The 23094-nt window shown below is 39.3% G+C and carries 22 protein-coding genes and 1 pseudogene; 21 read left to right on the top strand and 2 right to left on the bottom strand.

Annotated features, from left to right (window positions below; genetic code table 11):
* Positions 1–118 precede the first annotated feature (118 nt).
* From ACP69Y_RS14875 to ACP69Y_RS14860, 4 genes and pseudogenes are all read left to right on the top strand, one after another.
* Positions 119–1387 (top strand): annotated as a pseudogene (locus tag ACP69Y_RS14875) (carbohydrate porin).
* Between the two features lie 15 nt (positions 1388–1402).
* Positions 1403–3535, top strand: coding sequence for a TonB-dependent receptor domain-containing protein (locus tag ACP69Y_RS14870; protein WP_425919230.1), 2133 nt, complete (start codon positions 1403–1405; stop codon positions 3533–3535).
* 11 nt (positions 3536–3546) lie between these two features.
* Positions 3547–4662: an NADH:flavin oxidoreductase/NADH oxidase gene (locus ACP69Y_RS14865; protein WP_425919228.1), complete on the top strand. Its 1116-nt coding sequence runs from the start codon at positions 3547–3549 to the stop codon at positions 4660–4662.
* Between the two features lie 64 nt (positions 4663–4726).
* A complete protein-coding gene (locus ACP69Y_RS14860; RefSeq protein WP_425919226.1) occupies positions 4727–5650 on the top strand; it encodes an AEC family transporter in 924 nt (307 codons plus the stop codon).
* A 57-nt stretch (positions 5651–5707) separates the two neighbouring features.
* Here ACP69Y_RS14860 and ACP69Y_RS14855 read toward each other — a convergent pair whose 3' ends face one another.
* Positions 5708–6514 carry a tetratricopeptide repeat protein gene (locus tag ACP69Y_RS14855; protein WP_425919224.1) on the bottom strand — a complete coding sequence of 269 codons (807 nt, stop codon included), beginning with the start codon at positions 6512–6514 and terminating at the stop codon, positions 5708–5710.
* A gap of 349 nt (positions 6515–6863) precedes the next feature.
* Between ACP69Y_RS14855 and ACP69Y_RS14850 the strand changes: the two genes are divergently transcribed.
* Positions 6864–7115, top strand: coding sequence for a hypothetical protein (locus ACP69Y_RS14850; protein WP_425919222.1), 252 nt, complete (start codon positions 6864–6866; stop codon positions 7113–7115).
* Positions 7116–7171: 56 nt separating this feature from the next.
* On the opposite strand, the gene ACP69Y_RS14845 is transcribed toward ACP69Y_RS14850, so the two are convergent.
* On the bottom strand, positions 7172–7894 hold the full coding sequence (locus tag ACP69Y_RS14845; RefSeq protein WP_425919220.1) for a YgfZ/GcvT domain-containing protein: 723 nt from the start codon (positions 7892–7894) through the stop codon (positions 7172–7174).
* 259 nt (positions 7895–8153) lie between these two features.
* Here ACP69Y_RS14845 and acnD point away from each other — a divergent pair, with 259 nt between their 5' ends.
* The 16 genes from acnD to ACP69Y_RS14765 all read left to right on the top strand — a co-directional run bounded on the left by acnD (position 8154) and on the right by ACP69Y_RS14765 (position 23044).
* Positions 8154–10760, top strand: a complete 2607-nt coding sequence (gene acnD / locus ACP69Y_RS14840; protein ID WP_425919218.1) for a Fe/S-dependent 2-methylisocitrate dehydratase AcnD — start codon at positions 8154–8156, stop codon at positions 10758–10760.
* An 85-nt stretch (positions 10761–10845) separates the two neighbouring features.
* The gene (locus tag ACP69Y_RS14835; RefSeq protein WP_425919216.1) at positions 10846–12663 is read left to right on the top strand and encodes a hypothetical protein; all 1818 of its coding nucleotides are present in this window, start codon (positions 10846–10848) and stop codon (positions 12661–12663) included.
* A gap of 169 nt (positions 12664–12832) precedes the next feature.
* Positions 12833–12976: a zinc ribbon-containing protein gene (locus ACP69Y_RS14830; RefSeq protein ID WP_081408354.1), complete on the top strand. Its 144-nt coding sequence runs from the start codon at positions 12833–12835 to the stop codon at positions 12974–12976.
* Between the two features lie 166 nt (positions 12977–13142).
* Positions 13143–13364 (top strand): hypothetical protein, encoded by a 222-nt coding sequence (locus ACP69Y_RS14825; RefSeq protein WP_067865056.1) that lies wholly within the window; start codon positions 13143–13145, stop codon positions 13362–13364.
* A 125-nt stretch (positions 13365–13489) separates the two neighbouring features.
* The gene (locus tag ACP69Y_RS14820) at positions 13490–13765 is read left to right on the top strand and encodes a hypothetical protein (protein ID WP_425919214.1); all 276 of its coding nucleotides are present in this window, start codon (positions 13490–13492) and stop codon (positions 13763–13765) included.
* Positions 13766–14386: 621 nt separating this feature from the next.
* Entirely contained in the window at positions 14387–14635 is a 249-nt protein-coding gene (locus ACP69Y_RS14815) for a DUF6868 family protein (RefSeq protein WP_425919212.1), read from the top strand.
* Positions 14636–14779: 144 nt separating this feature from the next.
* Positions 14780–15493 carry an SIMPL domain-containing protein gene (locus tag ACP69Y_RS14810; RefSeq protein WP_425919210.1) on the top strand — a complete coding sequence of 238 codons (714 nt, stop codon included), beginning with the start codon at positions 14780–14782 and terminating at the stop codon, positions 15491–15493.
* Between the two features lie 80 nt (positions 15494–15573).
* A complete protein-coding gene (locus ACP69Y_RS14805; protein WP_425919208.1) occupies positions 15574–16239 on the top strand; it encodes an RluA family pseudouridine synthase in 666 nt (221 codons plus the stop codon).
* Between the two features lie 411 nt (positions 16240–16650).
* A complete protein-coding gene (locus ACP69Y_RS14800) occupies positions 16651–16995 on the top strand; it encodes a hypothetical protein (protein WP_425919206.1) in 345 nt (114 codons plus the stop codon).
* 308 nt (positions 16996–17303) lie between these two features.
* Positions 17304–17684, top strand: coding sequence for a ribonuclease E inhibitor RraB (locus ACP69Y_RS14795; protein WP_067723624.1), 381 nt, complete (start codon positions 17304–17306; stop codon positions 17682–17684).
* Between the two features lie 278 nt (positions 17685–17962).
* Complete coding sequence (locus ACP69Y_RS14790; RefSeq protein WP_425919272.1) at positions 17963–20395, top strand: AI-2E family transporter; 2433 nt, start codon at positions 17963–17965, stop codon at positions 20393–20395.
* Between the two features lie 189 nt (positions 20396–20584).
* Positions 20585–21031, top strand: a complete 447-nt coding sequence (locus ACP69Y_RS14785; protein ID WP_425919204.1) for an SRPBCC family protein — start codon at positions 20585–20587, stop codon at positions 21029–21031.
* A gap of 20 nt (positions 21032–21051) precedes the next feature.
* Complete coding sequence (locus ACP69Y_RS14780) at positions 21052–21399, top strand: DUF488 domain-containing protein (RefSeq protein ID WP_425919271.1); 348 nt, start codon at positions 21052–21054, stop codon at positions 21397–21399.
* A 95-nt stretch (positions 21400–21494) separates the two neighbouring features.
* Entirely contained in the window at positions 21495–21836 is a 342-nt protein-coding gene (locus ACP69Y_RS14775) for a zinc ribbon domain-containing protein YjdM (protein WP_425919202.1), read from the top strand.
* Between the two features lie 254 nt (positions 21837–22090).
* Positions 22091–22450: a 5-carboxymethyl-2-hydroxymuconate Delta-isomerase gene (locus ACP69Y_RS14770; RefSeq protein WP_425919201.1), complete on the top strand. Its 360-nt coding sequence runs from the start codon at positions 22091–22093 to the stop codon at positions 22448–22450.
* A gap of 258 nt (positions 22451–22708) precedes the next feature.
* On the top strand, positions 22709–23044 hold the full coding sequence (locus tag ACP69Y_RS14765) for a YegP family protein (RefSeq protein ID WP_425919200.1): 336 nt from the start codon (positions 22709–22711) through the stop codon (positions 23042–23044).
* Positions 23045–23094 lie beyond the last annotated feature (50 nt).

Here is a 23094-nt window from a genome sequence, read left to right as displayed (position 1 = left end):
TTTGTTTTTTCTATGATAGAAAAATTGATGAGATTAATGTTTAGAAATTATGTAATTCTCACACAATATATACAATTTATTTGAATTGTAGCCTCTAAATGTTGCTGTGGTTTTCCTTATGAAAAAATTTAGTCTCGCTCTATTGCCAACTTTGATTTTGGTTGTCATGACACAAACTCACGCTGAAAATATTTTTGATTCCAATGGTCAATACTTATTGGGTGACTGGAACGGGAAACGTACTGAACTTGCTGCTTAAGGGGTGAAATTTGATGCCAATATTGCGGCTGATGTTGCCTATTTAGCCGATGGTGGTCGTGATGCGGGAAATGATCCGACTGTAGCGAGCCAGTTTTGGTTAGGTTCAACTTTTGATATGGAAAAACTTGCAGGCTGGGAAGGCGTAACCATTCGTGCTGCGGTGAGTGCACGTCAAGGACAAAGTACAACAGTTGATGATTTACAAGGTGAGGTGCCACAACTTGCCAATGTTTAAGCAAACTTTGGTCGTGGTAATCAAAAAACACGTTTAAGTGAATTGTCGATTGAAAAGAATTTTAAAGCGCAAGGGGTGAGTGTCAAACTCGGTCGTTTAGGTCTAGGGATGGACTTTAACGTGATGGCGTGTGATTTCCGAAGTACGGCATTTTGTGCGGCACAAATGGGGAAATGGCAAGGTAACATCTGGATGAACACGCCTGTTTCACAATGGGGTGGTCGTTTGAAATATCAGGTAACGCCTGAAGTATTTACCCAAGTGGGTGTGTATGAATACAACCCTGAAAATGCCTTGGAACGTCATGGCTGGAACTTGGATACTGATCATGCCGATGGTGTAACCATTCCCGTTGAAGTGGTCTGGCAACCTAAATCATGGGAAAACGGTTTGCCGGGGAGCTACCGAGTAGGTGCGATATATAACACGGCGGATGAAGCTAAGAATCAATATGATGTCGCATATGCAAAAGGTACAGTGGGTGAAGATCGCACTTATGCTGGCTGGTTGGCTGTAGAACAGCAATTGACCTCAACCGGTTCTGGCAAACAGGGCCTGCATAGCTTTGCCAACTTTACCTAGCATGACCGTACCACCAATGAAGTCGATAATTTACAACAAATCGGTGTGAAATATATTGGTTTACTGGATTCTCAACCAAATGACATTCTAGGTCTGGGTGTAAACCGTGTGCATGTGAATGACCGTGTCAATAATGCCGCATTTAATGCCAGTGCCGAATACAATGTTGAATTGAACTACAGCTATTACCCAACCCAGTGGTTAATGCTTCGTCCGAATATTCAATATGTTATTAACCCAGGCGCTACAAATAACGTGGACGATGCCTTGGTACTTGGTTTAAGCTCTAAAGTAGTTATTTTAATATGACATAGAGAACAGGCCATGCAAGGTAAATATCACGTGATGCCGATCAATATGACTTTACTTTGCCTGACGGCATGTATCTGCCAAAATCTATATGCTGAAACAGGTTCTACGGAACCTGTTTTGTTGCCGACCTTAAAATTTGAAGCGACACGCACAGATACAGACTGGTTGCAAACACCGGCTTCGGTGTATCGAATCGATCAGAATAACAATGAAAATAATCTAGGGGTCAATTTATCTGAAACCTTAAAAGGTGTGCCTGGCTTACAACTGAATAACCGTGAGAATTATGCACAGGATTTACAAATCTCGATGCGTGGCTTCGGTGCACGTTCTACTTTTGGAGTACGGGGCATACGTTTATATGTTGACGGCATTCCGGCAACCATGCCTGATGGTCAGGGGCAAACCTCGAATATTGACTTAGGAAGTCTGGATCATATTGAAGTCTTGGGTGGACCATTTTCATCACTGTATGGCAATTCTTCTGGCGGGACGATTTTAACCACCACTAAAGAAGGTGAGGGCCGTGACTCTATCCAGTTGGGCTACTCGGGGGGGAGTCATAACAAAGGTCGTGCGGATATTGTCTTGCAAGGGGGTGCAGACAAAGCCAATGAACCCAGTTATGTCGTAAGCTCTTCTTATTTTGATACCGATGGCTATCGTGAGCATAGCGCTGCCAAAAAAGTGTTAAGCAATGCCAAACTGACATGGGATTTAGATGACGGTTCAAAAGTGAACTGGATTGTGAATCATGTCGATATCAATGCTGATGATCCTCAGGGTTTGACTCGAGCGCAATGGAAAGAAAACCCAAAACAACAAGTCCCATTCTTAAAACAGTTTGATGTACGTAAAGAAATTAATCAGACTCAAACTGGTCTGACTTGGTCGAAACCGATTAATGATCGGCATGAAATAAATGCGATGGCTTATTACGGTCAACGTGAGGTCGTGCAATATCAATCTATCCCCAGTTCAACACAAGTAAACCCACGTCATGCAGGCGGTGTCATTGATTTTAGCCGTTATTATTACGGTACAGATTTACGTTGGACAGGTAAGGATTTACTGCCAAATACCCGTTTAACCGCAGGACTGGCCTTTGACTATCTGGATGAAGACCGTCAAGGTTATGAAAACTTTGTATTGGTAAATAATCAGCCACAATATGGCATCAAGGGGAATTTACGCCGTGATGAGAAAAATACTCTTTGGAATTTAGATCCATATGTCCAAGCATCTTGGGATTTTTTACCCAATTGGACTTTAGATACTGGTCTGCGTTATAGCAATGTGCATTATGAATCTAAAGATCATTATATTGTCACAGATAATGGTGATGACAGTGGGAAAACGGATTATCAAAAACTTTTACCTTCTGCCGCATTAACCTGGAACATTACTCCACAATTTTCGACTTACATGAGTTATGCCAAAGGTTTTGAAACACCGACTTTTACTGAAATGGCTTATCCAACGGTTGCAACATCGGGAATTAACTTTGACTTAAACCCTGCGACCAGCGATAACTATGAATTGGGTTTGAAATCTCAAAATCGTTTTGGTAATTTCACGGCAGCCGTGTTCCAAAGTGAAACCCAAAATGACATCGTGTCAGGTGAATCGAACAATGGACGGAATACTTTCCGCAATGCCGATAAAACGCTAAGACAAGGTGCGGAACTCTCATGGAATAAAAAGCTATGGCGTGATCTGACTGCTCAGGCCAGTTATAGCTTTATCGATGCTACGTTCGATGCCGATATCCTAAATACTGACCCTGCAAAGGTAGTAGCGAAAGGGAATTACATTCCAGGTGTAGCTAAAAATCAGGCTTTTGCATCTTTGGGCTGGCAGCCGGAAACTGGCTTTAACGCTGGGCTAGATGTTCGCTATATTGACAAATTATATGTCGATGATCTCAATTTTGATGCTGCACCAAGCTATAGCCTAACCAGTGCTAATGTGGGTTATATCTGGAAAAGTGCAGACTGGAAAGTGCGTACTTTCGCCCGGGTCGATAATTTATTTGATGAAGAGTATGTAGGCTCAGTCATTGTCAATGATGGCAATGGTCGTTTCTTTGAACCTGCAGATGGTGCGAACTGGAGCGCAGGTTTAAGTGTTACTAAAGCATTTTAAGGAGAGAAAGTGTGGCTTTATTATTTGAAAATATTCAGTTTGGAACATTAAAACTTAACAATAAAATCGTGATTGCACCCATGTGTCAGTATTCAGCAACTGAACAAGGGGAAGTGACGTATTGGCACGAACAGCAATGGGCGAACTATGCCTTGTCGGGTGCAGGTTTATGCATTATTGAAGCCACTGCGGTTCAGCCTGAAGGACGGATCAGTTATGCAGATTTAGGGCTTTGGAATGATTTGCAACGTGCTCAAATAAAAGCGCTGTTGGCTAAAGTAAAATCTTTATCTCCTATGCCTTTTGGTATTCAATTGGCGCATGCAGGCCGTAAAGCATCTACTGATAAACCCTGGGCTGGAAAAGACCAATTTAAGCCGGAACAAGCACATGGCTGGCAAACTGTTTCTGCCAGTGATTTGCCATTTAACCCAACTGATTACCCACCGCATGCGCTGAGTAAAGATGAAATCCAGAAAGTGATTCAGGACTTTGCTGATGCAGCCGTACGCGCCGTGGATGCAGGTTTTGATATAATTGAGATACATGCAGCGCATGGTTATTTGCTGCACCAGTTTATGTCACCACTCTCCAATACCCGGGATGACGAATATGGTGGCAGTTTTGAAAACCGGATTCGCTTGACGCTTGAAGTACTGCAAGCCATAAAAAATGCAGTACTTGCAGATTATCCAGTCGGGGTACGTATTTCAGCGACCGACTGGATCGATGGACAAGACAGTTGGAATATTGAGTCTTCGGTCGGTTTATCCAAAGCTTTAGAGCAGTTGGGGGCAGTTTATATTCACGTATCCAGTGGTGGACTGCATGCAAAGCAGGAAATTCAAATTGGTGCCAATTATCAGGTGCCTTTTGCTGAAGCAGTAAAGAAAGTGGTTCATATTCCGGTCATTGCAGTAGGGCTGATTACTGAAGCGCAGCAAGCTGAATATATTTTACAAACAGGACAAGCGGATGCCATTGGTCTTGCACGTGCCATGCTTTACGATCCTCGTTGGCCTTGGCATGCTGCTGCGACATTGGATGCACATATTGAAATTTCACCGCAATATTTGCGCTGTCAGCCGCATGGTTTGAAATCACTGTTTAAACCTTTTCAGAACTAAAATTGAATGGTTTAAATTGCAGTGATTGAGTTGAATTAAGTTGATCTAACGACAAGGAGCAGTTGTGGTTTTAAGTGTGATTTTACCGATTTGCCTGCTGCTTCTATTGGGATTTATCTGCGTAAAATTCGAATTTATTTTAGCCGAGCATATCAAAGGTCTAAGCCAGTTTGTTTTTAAAATATCCTTGCCGGCATTTTTATTGCAAGCCTTAGCCAGTAAGCGTTTCAATGAAATTTGGCATCCCAGTTATTTCCTCGCTTATGGCGGGGGATCACTGATTGTTTTTGCATTTGCATTTGTGTTGTACCGTCAATATTTTCAATGTCGTTTGACCGAATCTGGCGTATTGTCTATGGGCGCATCCATGTCCAATACCGGGTTTATTGGTACCGCCATACTCATGATGTTGATTGGACAGCATGCAGCAATTTATCTTTCCTTGACCCTGATTATTGAAAATCTACTGATTATGACTTTGACCCTGATTATTGCCGAAGCAGGTATTCATCAACATCGGGCGAAATCTCAGTTGCTCAAGCAGACCTTATATAATGTCATTAAAAATCCGGTCATTCTGTCGATCGTGTTTGGCATGTTGTGTGTGCTTTTAAATATTCATCTTCCCTCATATGTGGTTCAGGCTTTGGAAATGTTAGGCAAAACGGCATCTCCGATTGCTTTATTTGTCATTGGCGGCAGCCTGGTGGGAATGAGTTTAAAAGCTGTAGATTTACAAAGCATGACTTTGGTGCTAATTAAAATTGTACTGATGCCACTAACTATCTTTGTCTTATTGAGTATTTTGCCGAATGTCAGTCAGGAAATGCTGTATGCCGGCACATTGCTTGCTGCGTTACCCATGCCGATTGCGTTCGGTATTCTGGGGCAGAACTATGGACTGGGTGATAAAGCACTCAGCGCTTTAATGTTAAGTACAATATTGGGTTTTATGCTGCTGAGTGGTCTAATTGCAATTTGGTGGTAAGTGATGATGACGGCAATAAAAAAGCCCCTAACTTAGGGGCTTTTTTATGGGGAAAACTTAGCTTTTCTTTTCAGCCTTTGCAGGAGTTTTTGCTTGTTCAGCCATCATTTTGTCCACTACTGCCAAAGATTCTTTGGCTTGCGGTATATTTTCTTTTGCTAGCGCAGAGAAAATCTTTTTCGCTTCAGGCAGATTTTGCGGAACGATTTTGCCATTTGCAAACATATTACCCACGGCCATCAAGGCGGGAATATAGCCTTTTTGCGCCAAGTCTTGAATACTTTTTAAACCTTGTTTAATGGGTGCTTCATTTTTAGTTTTAAAACCCAAACTAATGTCGTATAACGCTTTGGCATGAATCGCTTGATAGTTATCTTTTTTAATTAAAGGATCTAATTTTTGCAATGCCAATTTTTCTGAAGCCGGTGTACCTTCAGCAAAAAGTAAAACTGCTAAATCGACAGTCGCATCAGCAAAACCTTGGGCAGATGCTTTTTCTAAATACTGTTTGGCTTTTTTAGTATCTTGTTTAAGACCTAAAGTTCCCCCCATGTAATTTTTACCCAATACATAGTTGGCAACAGGGTAGCCTTTGCTTGCAGACTCTTCATAAAGCTTAATGGCTTTTTTCTCATCTTTGGCTGTACCTTGACCGGTTTGAGTCAGATAGCCTAAGTTATAAATTGCTTGAGCGTTACCTGCTTTAGCCAATTTTTCCAGTTCTTGGTAAGCATCCTTCATATTATTGGCTTTGACCAATGTTTCAATTTTAGCAAATGCAGGATCAACAGAGTTTGTTGCCATTTCTGCCATTGCAAGATGTGAAGACAGGGCGATGATGCTGGCAAGTATAATTTTTTTCATAATTTTATAACCTTTTTATAAACAATCACATAATTCCATTTATGTGTTTAAGAATGTATGGGGAAGACTCAATACAACATCATAAGTTTAATTATGTGAATGTAAATATATGATTTGTGTATTGCAATAAAATTTTGTTGATATTTGCATAATAAGTGCTTAAATAAATAATGAATAGCTTAAATCCGCCTTAAGCGCTTTTTGTTTTAACGTGAATTGTTTTTATGTCATTAAAATTTTACTTAAAGCGAAATTTCATGACATAAAAAGGCGTCAAGAAATCAACATCACTTTGCTTTTTAGTCAATGTTTGTTTAAATCGCGGCTGAATAAAATTGTGAGTATATAAATGTTCATCAAAGCTATTAAACGGGCATATGATCAGATTAATCTGGATGAAAGCATTCTGGATGAAGACAAATTTGATGCATTGTTAATAAGACTGGGCAAAAACTTTTTGGTGAGCAAAGAAGACCGTGTTTATATCTTTGAACATGAGGGAAAAACGGCACGTATTGATGCAAAACATGCTCGTGCATTCCATTTTAAAGAGTATGTCATTAAAGACATGAACAAACTTTTTCACGATTTTAATTTATGATTTTAAAAAGCCTCCGATTCGGGAGGCTTTTTTAATGGGGTTAGTAAACTTGGATATTATTGCGGACGCGCCACATCGCCTTTTAAAGCTTCTGGTAAATCTAAAACGGCTAAGCCTAGTTCTTCAAGTGCCGCAGGTTTAGCGACCACTAAAGCTTTATAACCGCCATCAATAGCAATGCTATTCACCACTTCGACATCATTATTTAACTTTGTTGCCAAAGCGGGGGATACACCCGTGCCTTGAACCAAGTGTAACCAGCTTTTCGGTTTGGCTTTAAACCACAGGCGCGCAATGATTTCCTGACCAATATAACAGCCCTTGTCGTAATGCACGCCTTCACGTTGGTGTAAACGCAGCTCTTGCGGTTGGAATTCATGCGCTGTTGCTGCTTCAATCCAAGCTTGACCGGCTTCAATGGCTTGAAGTTGCCATACTGCAATATCAGTTTCAGTCGCAGAAAAATTAGTGCTATCGCCATCTAGAGTAGGGAACACTTGACCGACTCGTTCCAGTTTCATTTTGGAAAATGCACCAAACTTTTTAATATGCTTGGCAAACTCTTCGGCTTGATCGGCAGTCACAACAATTTCAAAACTTTCCGGATTAATTTTTTTGAGCCATAAACCAAACTGAATGCGACCTTTTAAACTGCAGATAGCGGTATAACGGGTGCAGTTTTCTGCTAAGGCTTCGGTATTTAAAGTCACTTGACCTTGAAGGAATTTTTGTGCATCCACACCGTTTAGCGTGTATAAGGAGAAAGCTAGATTGCTCATTTATTACCCACCAATACTGGATCTAATACTAAAGAATTAGCTGTATTTTCCGCTATTTTGCAAAAAAAAGCACATTTAGGGCAAATATTCTAAATTTTATGCAACTAAATATTTCTAAACCATCAATTTTATACTTAAGTTTTTGAAATATATATGATTTGGGAAATGGCTTTTTCACAGCGTACAATGCTAATGAACGATTGTGACTAGTCAACAACAATTACGCAGTAAAAAAAATGATTCAAGAGGCAGGTAAGCTATGAACAACAACTACCGTAAACCACTGCAAGGCACCCAGCTCGAATATTTTGACGTGCGCCAAGCCGTAGAAGATATCCAGCCAGGCGCATATGCCAAACTTCCTTATACCTCTAAAGTACTTGCAGAACAGTTGGTACGCCGTTGTGACCCAACCATTTTAGAGCAGTCATTAAAAGAACTTATTCAACGCAAACAAGATCAGGATTTTCCCTGGTATCCGGCACGTGTAGTCTGTCATGACATCTTGGGTCAGACCGCACTGGTCGACTTGGCGGGCTTACGTGATGCGATTGCCGACCAGGGGGGCGACCCATCTAAAGTCAATCCGGTGGTGCCAACCCAGCTCATCGTCGATCACTCATTGGCAGTAGAATATGGAGGTTCCGATCCTGATGCATTTGATAAAAACCGTGCCATTGAAGACCGCCGTAATGAAGACCGGTTCCACTTCATTGAATGGACCAAAACAGCCTTTGAAAATGTCGACGTGATTCCTGCGGGCAACGGCATCATGCACCAGATCAACCTGGAGAAAATGTCTCCGGTGATTCAAAACCGTGATGGCGTGGCATATCCAGACACTTGTGTAGGGACTGACTCGCATACGCCACATACCGATGCTTTAGGCGTAATTTCAATTGGCGTAGGTGGCTTGGAAGCTGAAAATGTGATGCTGGGCCGTGCATCGTGGATGCGTCTTCCAGATATTATTGGTGTCGAGCTTGTGGGGCAGCGTCAAGCAGGTATCACAGCAACCGATATCGTGCTGGCCTTAACTGAATTTTTGCGTAAAGAGCGTGTGGTTGGGGCTTATCTGGAATTCTTTGGTGAAGGTGCAGACAGCATGTCGGTCGGTGATCGTGCCACGATTTCCAATATGACCCCTGAATATGGCGCAACGGCTGCCATGTTCTACATTGACCAGAACACCATCGATTATTTGACCTTAACCGGTCGTGAAGCCGAGCAAGTGAAACTGGTTGAAGCCTATGCCAAAGAAATTGGTCTTTGGTCATCCGAGATGAAACAGGCGGAATATCCACGTGTGTTACGTTTCGACTTGTCGACTGTAACCCGTAATATCGCAGGCCCATCAAATCCACATGCGCGTGTATCTACCAGTGATCTTAAAGAAAGAGGCATTGCCGGTGTGGTTGAACAGCGTACCGATGGTTTAATGCCAGATGGCGCGATTATTATTGCTGCAATCACGTCTTGTACCAATACATCAAACCCGCGTAACACCGTGGCAGCAGGTTTGCTTGCACGTAAGGCAAACGAACTGGGTTTAACCCGTAAACCTTGGGTGAAATCATCTTTTGCACCGGGTTCTAAAACGGCAGCACTTTACCTTGAAGAAGCGGGTGTATTGCACGATTTAGAAAAACTCGGCTTTGGTATTGTGGCCTATGCCTGCACCACCTGTAACGGCATGTCTGGTGCGTTAGACCCTAAAATTCAGCAAGAAATTATTGACCGTGACCTATATGCAACTGCGGTGTTATCGGGTAACCGTAACTTTGATGGTCGTATCCATCCTTATGCAAAACAGGCATTCTTGGCATCTCCGCCTTTAGTGGTTGCTTATGCAATTGCCGGTACGATTCGTTTTGACATCGAAAAAGATTCACTGGGCAACGATAAAGACGGTAATCCAATTTACTTAAAAGACATCTGGCCATCAGATGCTGAAATTGATGCTTTGGTGCAAAAGTCAGTGAAGCCTGAACAGTTCCGTCAAGTGTATATTCCGATGTTTGATTTGGGCGAGCGAGAAAAATCGGTAAGTCCGCTGTATGACTGGCGTCCGCAAAGTACCTATATCCGCCGTCCGCCATATTGGGAAGGGGCTTTGGCTGCACCGCGTACACTTACAAATATGCGTCCGCTGGCGATTCTGGGCGATAACATTACCACTGACCACTTGTCTCCATCGAATGCGATTGTATTAGACAGTGCTTCAGGCGAATACCTGAAAAAAATGGGTGTGCCTGAAGAAGATTTTAACTCTTATGCCACTCATCGTGGTGATCACCTGACTACGCAACGTGCGACACTGGCGAATCCGAAGTTGTATAACGAAATGGTGGTTCGTTCGGACGGCACCATTAAGCAAGGTTCGAAAGCGCGTGTAGAGCCAGAAGGCGAAGTGATGCGTATGTGGGAAGCGATTGAAACCTACATGAACCGTAAACAGCCTTTGATTGTAATTGCAGGCAAGGATTATGGTCAGGGTTCTAGCCGTGACTGGGCAGCGAAAGGTGTGCGTCTTGCCGGTGTGGAAGCGATTGTTGCTGAAGGTTTTGAGCGTATTCACCGTACCAATCTGGTCGGTATGGGCGTATTGCCGCTTGAGTTTAAACCGGGTACAGACCGTAAAACCTTGAAGCTGGATGGTACTGAGCTGTATAGCGTGATTGGTAATATCGCACCGCGTTCAACCTTAACTTTAGTGATTGAACGTGCCACAGAAGATGGCAAGAGTCAGATTACTGAAGTGCCTGTAACCTGTCGTTTGGATACCGAAGAAGAAGTACATGTGTATGAAGCGGGTGGTGTGTTGCAGCGCTTTGCACAGGACTTTTTAGAAGGGCAAGTGGCTTAAAATTTGTTCTAAAAGTATTTGATATTGTTTAAAAAACACCCTATATTTTAGGGTGTTTTTTATTCATTTTTGAATTGGGGGATTCATGCCTGAAAGATTAGAGTTAACGAAGAATGTACAGTTTTATAAGACTAATAATGATCTAGACGACGATATTATTTCCAATATTTTAAATGAAGCTAGCTCTAATCAAGAGATCAATTCAGAAGCTATAATTGATGTATATCGTGATGTTAAAGTAACGGTTGAGAATATTGAATATCAGATCACAATAAAAGTTTTTCCAACAGTTAAGCGAGTTTTTTTTCTCAATGATGATTCTATTGAAGATAGGATTTATGCTTTTATTGTATTGATTGAATTAAATGATTATTTAGTCGTATTAAGTAAGAGTTGTTCTAATTTTTCGCAAATACTAAAAGATAAATTTGAGTTAATTCAAACTCAAGATTTAAGTAAATTATTAGGAAAGAATGTTGAATTTCAAAAAATGTCATTAAGGAATATGACAGTATCTGATAAAGCAGTACGTAATCGTTCTTTTGAAGCATCAAATCTTAAGGGAACATTGCCAACTCATGCTGTTGGTCGTTCAATTCCCTCACATATTAAAGTAAGAGATGGAGGAAATATTAAATCAATTTCCAGCACAGGAAGACTGGTCGAGTCTTCAGTTAGGGAATCAGTTGATGATATTGTTGATTGGGCCAATTATCAAATTCAATTATTAGAAACATCCACTCAAAATGATTTTTTAAGTTTGTTTGCGAAAAAAGTGCAATTAAAGGAGGTTATTTTAAACTCAAGACCATCTTCGTTACTTATTGATATAGGACAAATTAGTGATGGGGTTTTAAGTGGAAATTTGAAACTTAAATATGAGTTAGAGAGAGTAGAGTTCATTGGTATTAAGAAAAAGAAATCCAAGAAATTAATAAATATTTCAGATAGGTTTCAATCTAATTTACTCAGATATTTGGAAGAAGTATTTGAAATTAACTCTGATTTAAGAATTGTTGGTTTTGAGAATAGTTCAAAAATAAGAGTGAATAAAAGTACAATTTCATTATTTACTCAAAGTTTATTAAGAAAAGTAAAAATTGAGGAAAATAATAAATTAGAAAATTTGATGACCTATATTAATCGTAAAGGCTTGTTTAGTGTTACTTTTGATGATCCTAAATTTATGTATTTTATGGATAGTTGTTTTGAAGATACATCAGGCATTTCAGAAGTAGATAGTATTCTTGAAATGTTGGAACCTCAAAAAAATATCGAAAAAATTATTTCAGAAAAAGGCACTTTTAGAAGTACACAGGAATCATTTGATCAAAATTCGATGTTTGGTTTCATAGAGCAGATTTTTGAAAGCGATGATTATATTTTTTGTGATGATTTAGGTGATGAGTGGGCAGATCATATAACTTTAAACTTAAATGATTTTAGTATTAATTTTATTCATTCAAAGCATTTAAATAAAACAACAAATTCAGCAAGTAAATTACATGATGTAATTGGTCAAGGTATAAAAAATCTTGGAAATATGCATTTTTCAAAAGATCAGATAAATAAAAAGCATACTTCAACTTTTACTAGTTTCTATAAAAGTGGTAAGGATAGTCATGGAAATCCTGGAGTTCAAACTGAGATTAATCGTATTCGTAAAGAAGGAGCAGATTTTGGTTCAGATGTCGAATATTTATTAAAGAGCCATAAGCTTCATCGAAAGTGCATTTTAGCTTGTTCATTTATTTCTAAAAGTAAGATTAAAGCTGAGTTTGAAAAGATAAAAAAAGGTGAGTTTGTTAAGGGGCATATTATTCAGTTCTTATGGATATTGTCTTCATTTGCTCATGCTGCCAAAGATGCGAATGTAATACCATTGATTTACTGTGCTACCTGATGTTGACGAGTTAAACATTAAAGATAATTTTTAAAGGGGAGTAAGTAAATTTTTTATCTAAATTATACTTCGCCCAAACGCCACCATCACCTGTCGAAATGGACAATAGACATTCATCATAATAGGGATATACTGGTTCTACCATTTCTAAAACCCATGGAGAACAAAAATGGTTACTGCTGGCGAAAAACCCGGAACAGGCTTCTATTTTTGTGTTCAGTGCGGAAAACGCACTTACTTAGAAATTGGTACAGATCGTTTACCCCCGTGTACCAAATGCCTTGGCAATATATTTAACAACAAAATTGCCTAAGCAGCACATATAAAAACAGTTACCCTCTGTTTTGAATAAAAGCCCTATTACTCAATAGGGCTTTTTTATTACTTCAGCATTGGTGTTTATTCGCTATTTTTGTTTGAAAAACGATCAATCTAGCCCCATATAAAACAAGAAATTCATGGTTTTCAGGGCTGCTCATTTGGAACATTATCTTGACCTTAATCACGACTCAGGTGTTGCCAACTATGAAATCGGCAATGAATTTATTCGGGTTCAATTCAAGAAAAAATCAAAAATTTATACCTATAGTTATGCCAGTGCAGGTTATCAGCATGTCGAAAACATGAAACAGCTGGCCCAGTATGGCGATGGCTTAAATGCCTATATCAATAAAAATGTATATCACCTTTATGTGAAATAGCAGAACTCAATTTCATGGCTTAAGTATTGCTTAATAAATATTCTCGAGTTGCGAGCATTTATTTAAAGAAAAGTGCTCGTATCTAAGGGCAAGGTACATTTAAAACAGCAGAAGGGAAAATTAAAATGGAACACGCCAGTGAAATAATGAAAATAGAAAAAGCATCGAAATATAGGCATTTAATTGCAGGTTGGCCTTTTGTCTTGGTGTTATTTGGCGGTGGATTGGGCGGACTGGCTTATCTCATTAACTTAAAAATCTATAATTCCCAGCTCAGCAAAATCAATAAAATATTGGCCAATATAATGTGCGGTATGGTCGCCATCAGTGCATGGTGGTTTATATTGCCGGGGCAGGACAGAATACTTTTTTTAATTCTTAACGGTTATTTGCGTGCATAGGGGAACATTCAGATTTTCATGTGCATCTATCGCTAAACATACAACAATAAAGCAGATGAAGCTGCCAAATGGGATAATAGAAAAAATGCAAAGTAAGAAAGTAAAAATTATCTCAAAACCCAAATAAAATGCAATAAAAATCGATAATTTATATACTTATGATTAAATATTCCGAAAATAATACCTATTAAGAAAATAATTTCCAAAAAATATTTAAATTGGCTTTTCTTAGGGAAATAATCCCGAACCTAACTTGGTAAATTATATCTCAAGGGTGTGACGGGGATCGAAAAGAGTAGATTGCTACCAGTTGCGTATAACGTGAGTGTAGTACTTACCCAAAAGGTCTCGATTCGGCTTAGGACGCTATAGATCACGAATCTATAGGCATAAGGTTATCGCTTACAAAGCTATAATTGTTGAAGTTAAACATTATGTTTTCCCTAACACCCTCAAAAATTTTCTACCGAATAAAAAACAATTAAAATATAAAAAAGAAATTAAAAATCATAACTCTACAATAGACTTTAAACCAAATAATGTAGATACAAATCAGCAACTCGTTTCAGCATATCAAATCTGTTATTTTAGAAATCATAAGCTACCACGTAGAGAATCAATATGAATCTCGATTTTTGGTGTCGTTTTTTGCTTTCCTCAGTACTCATCAATTACATCATATTAATGATTTGGTTTTTGGCCATTATTTTTGCCCGTGACTGGATTAAACAAGTCCATGGAAAATGGTTCAATCTGTCAGATGCGACCTTCGATGCAATTCATTATGGAGGAATGGCGATCTATAAAATTGGTATTTTACTGTTTAATCTCGTTCCTTTAATTGCTTTATATTTTATGGGTAAAAGTTAAAATTTACCGCTGTCTTGCAAAATCCTAAACACACAGTCAAACGTTTGACTATCACAATACTTTAATTAATATTTTCATAATGTTGCATTCTATATAAAAACTGAAAAAATCAAATTTAAGTCATACTAAAAGGAGTTTAGTCGGATGAATCAGATCAAACCCGCACTTATTTTAGGCGTTTTCATTTGCTTGGGGATGATTATTGCAGGCTGGATTTTAGGCAGCAGTGCACTGAAAATTAAACAATATGAACGTATAGTTTCGGTCAAAGGCTTGTCTGAACGCGAAGTGAAAGCTGATGTAGCGGTTTGGCCCGTTCGCTTTAGCTCTGCCAGCCAAGACCTGACTCAGTTGTACGACACCATGGAAATAAACACTCAACAAATTCAGGCATTCTTGAAAAGTGAAGGTTTTACTGCCGAGGAAATTACTACAGCCTCACCAAGCACAACGGATAAATATGCCCAGCAATATGGCGGTAATGAAAATGTCGCACTCCGCTATACCGCAAATCAAACCATAACTGTATATACCCACAAAATAGATGCGGTACGTGCTGCACAAAGTCGCTTAGTGATTTTAGGTAAAAAAGGCATTGCCTTTGGCGGAGATGATTCTGGACAAAGAACTGAATATTTATTTACCAAACTCAATGACATCAAACCTGCCATGATTGAACAAGCCACCGAAAATGCCCGCAGTGTTGCGGAAAAATTTGCTGCTGATTCTAAAAGTAGTTTAGGTAAAATTAAGTCAGCCAATCAGGGCTTGTTCAGTATTGAAGACCGGGACAGTAATACGCCGTATTTGAAAAAAGTACGTGTGGTTTCAACGGTTGATTATTATCTTGCGGATTGAAATTATACGGTGTACACATTGATTGACAGCCCAGACTGAGCTTGTTATTTTGCGCCCATTCTCCCAAACACTGTCTGCACATGCCCATCAACAACAACTTTGTTTATATGCCCCCACAAGAACCGCTTTCTATTGTCTATGAAGATGAAGATCTGGTGGTAATCGAAAAGCCTGCAGGGTTGTTGTCCGTACCGGGCCGTTTGCCTGCGCATCATGACAGTGCCTATTTACGTGTCCTGGAAAAATACCCTCATGCCAAAATCACTCATCGTCTAGATATGGCAACTTCGGGCATCCTCATGTTTGCCAAACACCGGGATGCAGAAGTCGCGGTGAGTAAAATGTTTCAGGCACGTACCGTACAGAAAAACTATATCGCTTTGTTACAAGGCAAACTTGAGGGCGAGGGAAGTGTCGAAGTTCCACTGCTTACAGATTGGGAAAATCGTCCACGTCAAATGGTGCATTTTGAATTGGGCAAAGCTGCAAAAACCTTGTATCAGGCTTTGGACTATGTTGAAACTGAAGATATTACCCGCGTATTACTCACGCCTATTACCGGACGTTCGCATCAACTTCGGGTGCATATGCAATATATCGGACATCCGATCACTGGCGATAAGTTGTATCATCCAGAACCCTATCAAAGTCCATTAAAACGCATGGCTTTACATGCAAGTTATTTGGCATTTAAGCAGCCATTCACGGGAGAGAATGTTGAAATTAAAGGCAATGTGCCTTTTTGATCTAGGAATCAAAATAAAACCTGGTATAACAGGAATTGTATAGCTGGTCTAGGATGCATTGGTTGGAGTGAACAGTGTCAATAAGAGCTGGGATTACAGATAATGAAAAAGATAATTACAAATATTTTTAAATCATTAATAACTTTAAAAATGTATTTTTTCTTAATTTTATCCGATAAAAATAGAAATAATATCCCTGGTTTTGGTGGTTGAATATTGATCAAAAAATGACTGATGTAAGGTGGATTTTTGAGATAATAATGATTTACCTATCTATTATAACAACGATCACAACAATAATTATTTAAGTAGTACTACTTTATCGTGCAATGAAACGGGTTAAAGACAAACAGGCTCATCTGGAGTCTTTGCAAGCCAATCTGGATCGAACACGAACCAATTTGGTAGTACATGAACAAAAAAAATGATGAGCTGCATCATGAATTAAACAGGTTTCGTGCAGAGACGGGAACGTTAAGGAATAAGGTTGAAAAACTCAGAAAGTTTCAGGATATTTTAAACATTGAACAGTATGTAGCCGAACGACAAAATCAAGTTGAGAACTTTGTAGAAGCGACAAAAATTGAAGCAGATTCATTGCTACAGGGCATGAAAGCTTATATTGAGAAAGTGAAGCATTATCTGGATAGTTATGAAAAAAATAGCAAGCAGAAGCTGGACATAGAAGCTAGAGAACAATTACATGGTTTCTATAATCAGGCAATACAACAGCAAAATTTGATGACTTTATTCTGATCAATCATTATGGCGCGGCATTTAGCTATGCACGTATTCATGCGTCATTTTTAAGCTTGCGTTTAGAAGAGTTGAAGTTTTGCAGCCTTGGTTTTAGAGTTCAAAGAAAAACAAAAATAGCAAAGTCAAATGCAAGAGCAGGTGATGGAAGGGTAATGGTGTACATACTATTTTGAACGGATAAAACAGAAATATAATTTAATGAATGAGCAGGAAAATGGATCTTTTAAATCGCCAAACTGAAACAAACTTGAGCTAATCTGCGTACAATGATATAGATTTAAATGATTAAGATAAGGAAGCGCTCCATGACCCGCGATTTTGAACAATTCCCCGATGACGAAAACGGCAACGTACTTTGGCAAATGGCTGAAGATGGTGATGATCTGACTGAAGCACATGAAATTGAATTTTCTATTGCTTTTCAAACCCAAGAACAAGCTGAAAAATGTGCACTTTATTTGCTGAAAGAAGAACAAAAAATCAGCCTGTTTGAAGATGAAGAAGCAGATACCCTAGAATGGATTATCACTATTTATGTGTATATGGAACCTGACTATTCGGACATCGTTGATATTGAGGAATGGTTCACTAAAATTGCTGAACAACATGGCGGTGAATATGATGGCTGGGGTTGCATGGCCTATGTCTATGATGACGAAGACTTGGAAGATGAACTCCAAAGCTAATTCAAATCACTGAATAATAGTCCAAATATAGGGTCTGGATTCAAGTAAAGCTGAAGTCGCACTTCCTCTTGTTGAGTGAGAGACCAAGAACCCCTAACGGTGCAAACGGTTAGGGGTTTTTTATGTCCCAATATTTGGCAAAATAATCGGCTTGAACTGAAAATAGTTGGCAAAAAATAATGTACTTGAACTGAAAAGCGTATGAAAGAGACCAGGATTTTATTTACAGGAACGCTCTAGAATTTCAGCACAAAAAAATCTTAAATATAGAGGTAGGGATAAAAAATAATAAGGATATTAACGTGAATAAGGGAAAAACTCTAAATTCAGAATCTCCATTACCCCCAGTCAATGATGAAACTCAGACCCAGCATATTTTACGTGTAATGGCGGGGTTTGTGATTGCTGCGCTGATTATTTTAGCCCTCTACTTTGGAAAAGATATTCTAATTCCTTTGGCACTGTCGGTGCTTTTGGCATTTTTACTTGAACCTTTAGTGGCACGCTTAAAAAAATGGGGCTTACCGCAACTGCCATCGATTGCACTGGTGGTGCTATTTGCCTTAAGTGTCTTGGGTGGAGCCGCAACTTATCTCGGTTATCAACTAGGGAGTTTAAGTCAGGAGTTGCCACAATATCAGGACACTATTAAACAAAAACTCGATTCGGTTAAAAGTTTCACTTCTGGACCAAGTGTATGGGACGGAGCGATCAGTACCATTGACACGGTTGAAAGTTCAATACATCAGGTTAGCCCGGCTGAGAAAAAAGAGGGCGTGCAACAGGTTCAGGTGGTTGGGCAGGAATCCAGCACCACTGAAACTGCAATGCAGTGGGGTGCGAGAATCCTTCATCCTTTAGCCACAATAGGTATTGTTTTTCTGTTTGTGGTGTTGATTTTACTGAGCCGCAAAGACTTACATGACCGTTTGTTAAAGTTGCTGGGTGGCAATTTAAATATCGGTACAGATGCACTGGATGAGGCAGCAGATCGGATAGGAACCTATCTGAGGATGCAGCTGTTGGTGAATGTCACTTATGGTATTCCCATGGCAGTGGGCTTATGGCTGATTGGTGTACCTGCTGCCATTATGTGGGGGATTGTCGCTGTAGTGATGCGTTTTGTCCCCTATGTCGGTCCAATGATTTCAGCCTTATTTCCCATTACTCTGGCATTTGCAGTTGATCCGGGCTGGAATATGGTGCTATGGACCATTGGTCTGATTCTGCTACTTGAGCTGATTATTAACAATATGATTGAGCCGTGGTTATATGGAGAAAGTACCGGTCTTTCCACTTTGGCAATTATTCTTGCGGCAACATTTTGGACCACGCTATGGGGACCGGCTGGCCTGATTCTTTCGACTCCATTGACGGCATGTTTATTGGTATTGTCCAATTATGTTCCGGCATTAGGATTTATTAAAATCCTGATTGGCAGTGAACCGGTACTGACGCCACCGGAACGATTTTACCAGCGTTTGGTTGCGGATGATGTAGATGATGCGCTTGAAGTTGCACAGGATTATATTCAACAAAAATTACCGAAAAAGCCCAGTGAGGAAGTCGTCGTTCGTAAGGTGATTAGTTTTTATGATGATGTTGCCATCCCCGCAGTTCGTTTGTTTTCACAAGGGCATAGTACTGAAGCAAGCGCGGAGCATCGTTTAAGAATGCATCAGGGCTTGAAGTTGTTTAATCATGATTTTCAACACAAGTATCCAGGTCCAAAGACAAATGATCCCGTACAAGTCATTTGCTTGGGCGCGCGCTGGGAAATTGATGTACTGGCATCTTCCATGTTGGCACATGGTTTAAGCTTAAGAAAAATTGCAGCGCAAAGTCATAGTGAAGTATTGATTCAATCAAAAACAGATGTGCTTGAGTCATTGCCACAAGATATTCAGATGATCTGCATTTCTATATTTCATCAACAGCCGTTAGCGCAAATTCGATTATTGAATCATCGCATCCGTAAACAGTTACCCAATACAAAAATTATTTTTGCCACATGGGGCAATATCAGCGATGAATTGCGGGACGAGATTCAAGACCGTTTCCAACCGGATGCCGTAGTATCCACGGTAAATGAATTGATGCTGAGTATTGATGCCCTGATGCTACAACAAGGTGAAAATCCTGCACGCGAATTGCTTGCTGAAAATGAACCGGAACGTTTGGCTGCTTTGCATGAATTACAATTGCTTGAACCTGAAACTTTACTTATTTATCAGCAGTATATTGAAGAAGCCTGCCAAGCATTTAATGTGAAATATGCGCAAATTTCTTTGGTGGATGAAAAATGGGTGAATACTCCAGCCAGCCCACTGGCAGATGAAAATCAGAATCCGATAGAAGCGGGTATTCCACGGGAGGAATCCATTTGTACCCAGTTGGTTCATCAAAATGAAGCACTGATTATTGAGGATATCGACCGGGATCCACGTTTTAGCCATAACCCCGAGTTGAATAAAAATAAAATTAAGTTTTATGCAGGCGTACCTTTACGCAATAAGCAAGGCTTGGTGTTAGGCAGTTTATGTATTTTGGATAAACAGGTTCGGCATATGAGTGAAGATGATTTGGTTTTATTGAACCAGCTTGCAGACGATTTAATTCAGACACTGAGTAGTGACAAGGCACAAACCCAAAAGTTAGAAGAGATTGTCAAGTTACAACAAGCAGAGCCTACTCAAGGTTTATCTAGCTAACTTAGACATAGCAAAGATAATCGATTGGCTAAATGCGGTCATAGGTATTACTTTTAATCAATAAAAAGCATGTGAACCTCCCATGCTTTTTATGAAAAAAATAATCAGACCCATACCAAAGCCATACAGATTTATGCAGCGACCGCAGTAGACTGAATAAACAAAACAATAAAAAGTAGGAAACTGGAAATGCCTAATACTGTCAAACTTCACCGTGTATTTAGCGCGCCCCCTGAACGGTTATTTAAGGCCTTTATTGATCCTGATGCCTTAGTCAAGTGGATGGCGCCGCATGGTTTTACTGCCAAAGTTCATCATCTCGAAGCAAGAGTCGGCGGGACATATAAAATGTCCTTTAGTAATTTTTCTACCGGTTCAAACCAGTCCTTTGGTGGAACTTATCATGAACTGATTCCAAACCAATTATTGCGTTATACCGACCAGTTTGATGATCCAAATTTACCCGGTCAAATTGAAGTCACTATTCAATTAAACCCTGTTTCTGTAGGAACCGAAGTGAATATTACCCAATCGGGTATACCCGATGTGATTCCAGCCGAAGCCTGCTATTTAGGATGGCAGGAATCTTTGCAACTGCTCACTTTATTGGTTACTCCAGAAATACCAGATCAATAGAAATGAATGCAATAAATGCGATGCAAATTCAAATCAAACGTGCCTATGCCGAAGTTTTAGCCTCAGATGGCAAACGGATTTTAGTCGATCGACTTTGGCCCAGAGGCATCAAAAAGGAAAATGCTAAAATTGATCTATGGCCCAAGGAAATAACGCCATCGACTGAACTGCGAAAATGGTACGCGCATGATCCAGAACATTGGGAAGTATTTCAACGATGCTATAAGGCAGAATTGATTAAGCAACCGGAAATATTGCAGCAAATTCGAGAGATGGCTCAACAGCAACCAGTGACTTTAATTACTGCCGCCAAAAGTGAAGATTATAACCATGTAATTGTACTTAAACAGGTTTTAGAACAAAGTTGATATTTATCTTTCCTGCTTTTATTCCATAAAATAAATAGGGTTTTAAGCAAGAGATTGGCTTGTAAAATGCTATAGTAGACTTTTTGAGGTTTTTTATGTCTTTGCCAAATTGCCCCAAATGTAATTCAGAATATGCGTATGAAGATGGCGATTTGCTGATTTGTCCAGAATGCTCTTATGAGTGGAAAGAGGGTGAAAGCAGCGCTGAGCAAACAACCATTATTAAAGACTCAAATGGTAATGTCCTGGCTGATGGCGATACTGTTACCCTGATTAAAGATTTGAAAATTAAAGGTTCTTCATCTGTTATTAAAGTGGGAACCAAGGCAAAGAACATTCGTTTATTACCTGACTCAAGTGATGGTCATGATCTTGATTGTAAAGTTGAGGGATTTGGTGCAATGAAATTAAAGTCTGAATTTGTGAAAAAAGCTTAACTCACACAGATTATAAATTAGAAAGCTCTAGCAGAAATGCTGGAGCTTTTCTATGAAGCAGTCATCATGCGGTGGAGCATTTATTATCAGCAAATAAATCCTAAAAGACCTGCATGATGATTCTTCTAAAAGGCTGCCTAACCGTTTATGAATATTTGATCTATAAAAGGCGCCATTGCCTAAACATTGATTGCCTTTATAATTGAGAAAATGGCATGGTATAACACCAGAAATCATCTTAAAGAATTTTTGTTATGCCCCATATCCACCTTGAATATTCAGACAATATTGAACACCTGGAAACCAAGCCTCTCCTTCTGGCTTTAAATCAAGCTCTCTTAGAGGGCGCCTATGTAGGTTCTGCGAATGAAGTCAAAAGCCGTGCCATTTGCCAGCACGATTATGTCATTGGTTTGGGAGACGCTTCACAAGCTTATGTGCATGCCAAAGTTTCTTTATTGACGGGTCGCAGTGTGGAATTACAACAGGAAATTTCACAATTGTTATTAAGCACACTCGAGCAACACTTACCCAAACAAAGCCAAATGAGCTTACAGATTTGTGTGGAAATTTTAGAAATGCAGAAAGCCCCTTATTCCAAGAAAATTATCTAGACCTCTAAACCTTAGTAAGGCATCAAGAGATTAGATATTCTTTTATTCTCTTGATCTTTGTTTTTTTATTTAAGACATTTAAGCCAAATTTAGTCGTGTAGAACGAACTTTGATTGAACATAACTATAGTCATTATTGGTTACAAAACAACCATATTAAAAAACTAATAATTATTTATATTTTATAAAACAAGAATGTTTTTTCAGAACTAAAACTATAATTTTCCTATAAATTTAAAAATAATAAAAAGGTTTATATATGGCGGGATGGTATGAGATCAATCAAACAGACGATGGACAATATCGCTTTGTGTTAAAAGCCGGAAATGGTGAAGTGATTCTGACCAGTGAATTATATAAGGCAAAACCTTCCGTACATATAGGCATTGAATCGGTTCAGAGAAATAGCGTAAATGACAGCCGTTATGAACGCTTACAAGCAAAAAATGGTAAGCCTTATTTCAATTTAAAAGCTGTGAATTATCAGATTATTGGCCGCAGCCGATTCTATTCAAGTGAGCAATCACGTGAGAAAGGCATAGAATCAGTCAAAAAAAATGGATCGACGACCAAGATTAAAGAACTTATAGCCTAGTTTTAAATGATGGACATCATAAGGCATGTTTTATACCTGCCTTATTTTTT

It is taken from the genome of Acinetobacter sp. TSRC1-2, assembly GCF_049895885.1.
Classification (GTDB): domain Bacteria; phylum Pseudomonadota; class Gammaproteobacteria; order Pseudomonadales; family Moraxellaceae; genus Acinetobacter.
This window is presented reverse-complemented; position numbering and strand designations above follow the sequence as displayed.

Excerpts from the sequence above, each read along its gene's own strand:
- ACP69Y_RS14785 (WP_425919204.1), top strand. The coding sequence starts at position 20,585 with ATGCCTAATACTGTCAAACTTCACCGTGTATTTAGCGCGCCCCCTGAA.
- ACP69Y_RS14870 (WP_425919230.1), top strand. The coding sequence starts at position 1,403 with ATGCAAGGTAAATATCACGTGATGCCGATCAATATGACTTTACTTTGC.
- ACP69Y_RS14845 (WP_425919220.1), bottom strand. The coding sequence starts at position 7,894 with ATGAGCAATCTAGCTTTCTCCTTATACACGCTAAACGGTGTGGATGCA.
- ACP69Y_RS14830 (WP_081408354.1), top strand. The coding sequence starts at position 12,833 with ATGGTTACTGCTGGCGAAAAACCCGGAACAGGCTTCTATTTTTGTGTT.
- ACP69Y_RS14820 (WP_425919214.1), top strand. The coding sequence starts at position 13,490 with ATGGAACACGCCAGTGAAATAATGAAAATAGAAAAAGCATCGAAATAT.
- ACP69Y_RS14815 (WP_425919212.1), top strand. The coding sequence starts at position 14,387 with ATGAATCTCGATTTTTGGTGTCGTTTTTTGCTTTCCTCAGTACTCATC.
- ACP69Y_RS14810 (WP_425919210.1), top strand. The coding sequence starts at position 14,780 with ATGAATCAGATCAAACCCGCACTTATTTTAGGCGTTTTCATTTGCTTG.
- ACP69Y_RS14775 (WP_425919202.1), top strand. The coding sequence starts at position 21,495 with ATGTCTTTGCCAAATTGCCCCAAATGTAATTCAGAATATGCGTATGAA.
- ACP69Y_RS14805 (WP_425919208.1), top strand. The coding sequence starts at position 15,574 with ATGCCCATCAACAACAACTTTGTTTATATGCCCCCACAAGAACCGCTT.
- ACP69Y_RS14835 (WP_425919216.1), top strand. The coding sequence starts at position 10,846 with ATGCCTGAAAGATTAGAGTTAACGAAGAATGTACAGTTTTATAAGACT.
- ACP69Y_RS14765 (WP_425919200.1), top strand. The coding sequence starts at position 22,709 with ATGGCGGGATGGTATGAGATCAATCAAACAGACGATGGACAATATCGC.
- ACP69Y_RS14800 (WP_425919206.1), top strand. The coding sequence starts at position 16,651 with ATGAACAAAAAAAATGATGAGCTGCATCATGAATTAAACAGGTTTCGT.
- ACP69Y_RS14795 (WP_067723624.1), top strand. The coding sequence starts at position 17,304 with ATGACCCGCGATTTTGAACAATTCCCCGATGACGAAAACGGCAACGTA.
- ACP69Y_RS14855 (WP_425919224.1), bottom strand. The coding sequence starts at position 6,514 with ATGAAAAAAATTATACTTGCCAGCATCATCGCCCTGTCTTCACATCTT.
- ACP69Y_RS14780 (WP_425919271.1), top strand. The coding sequence starts at position 21,052 with ATGCAAATTCAAATCAAACGTGCCTATGCCGAAGTTTTAGCCTCAGAT.
- ACP69Y_RS14850 (WP_425919222.1), top strand. The coding sequence starts at position 6,864 with ATGTTCATCAAAGCTATTAAACGGGCATATGATCAGATTAATCTGGAT.
- acnD (WP_425919218.1), top strand. The coding sequence starts at position 8,154 with ATGAACAACAACTACCGTAAACCACTGCAAGGCACCCAGCTCGAATAT.
- ACP69Y_RS14770 (WP_425919201.1), top strand. The coding sequence starts at position 22,091 with ATGCCCCATATCCACCTTGAATATTCAGACAATATTGAACACCTGGAA.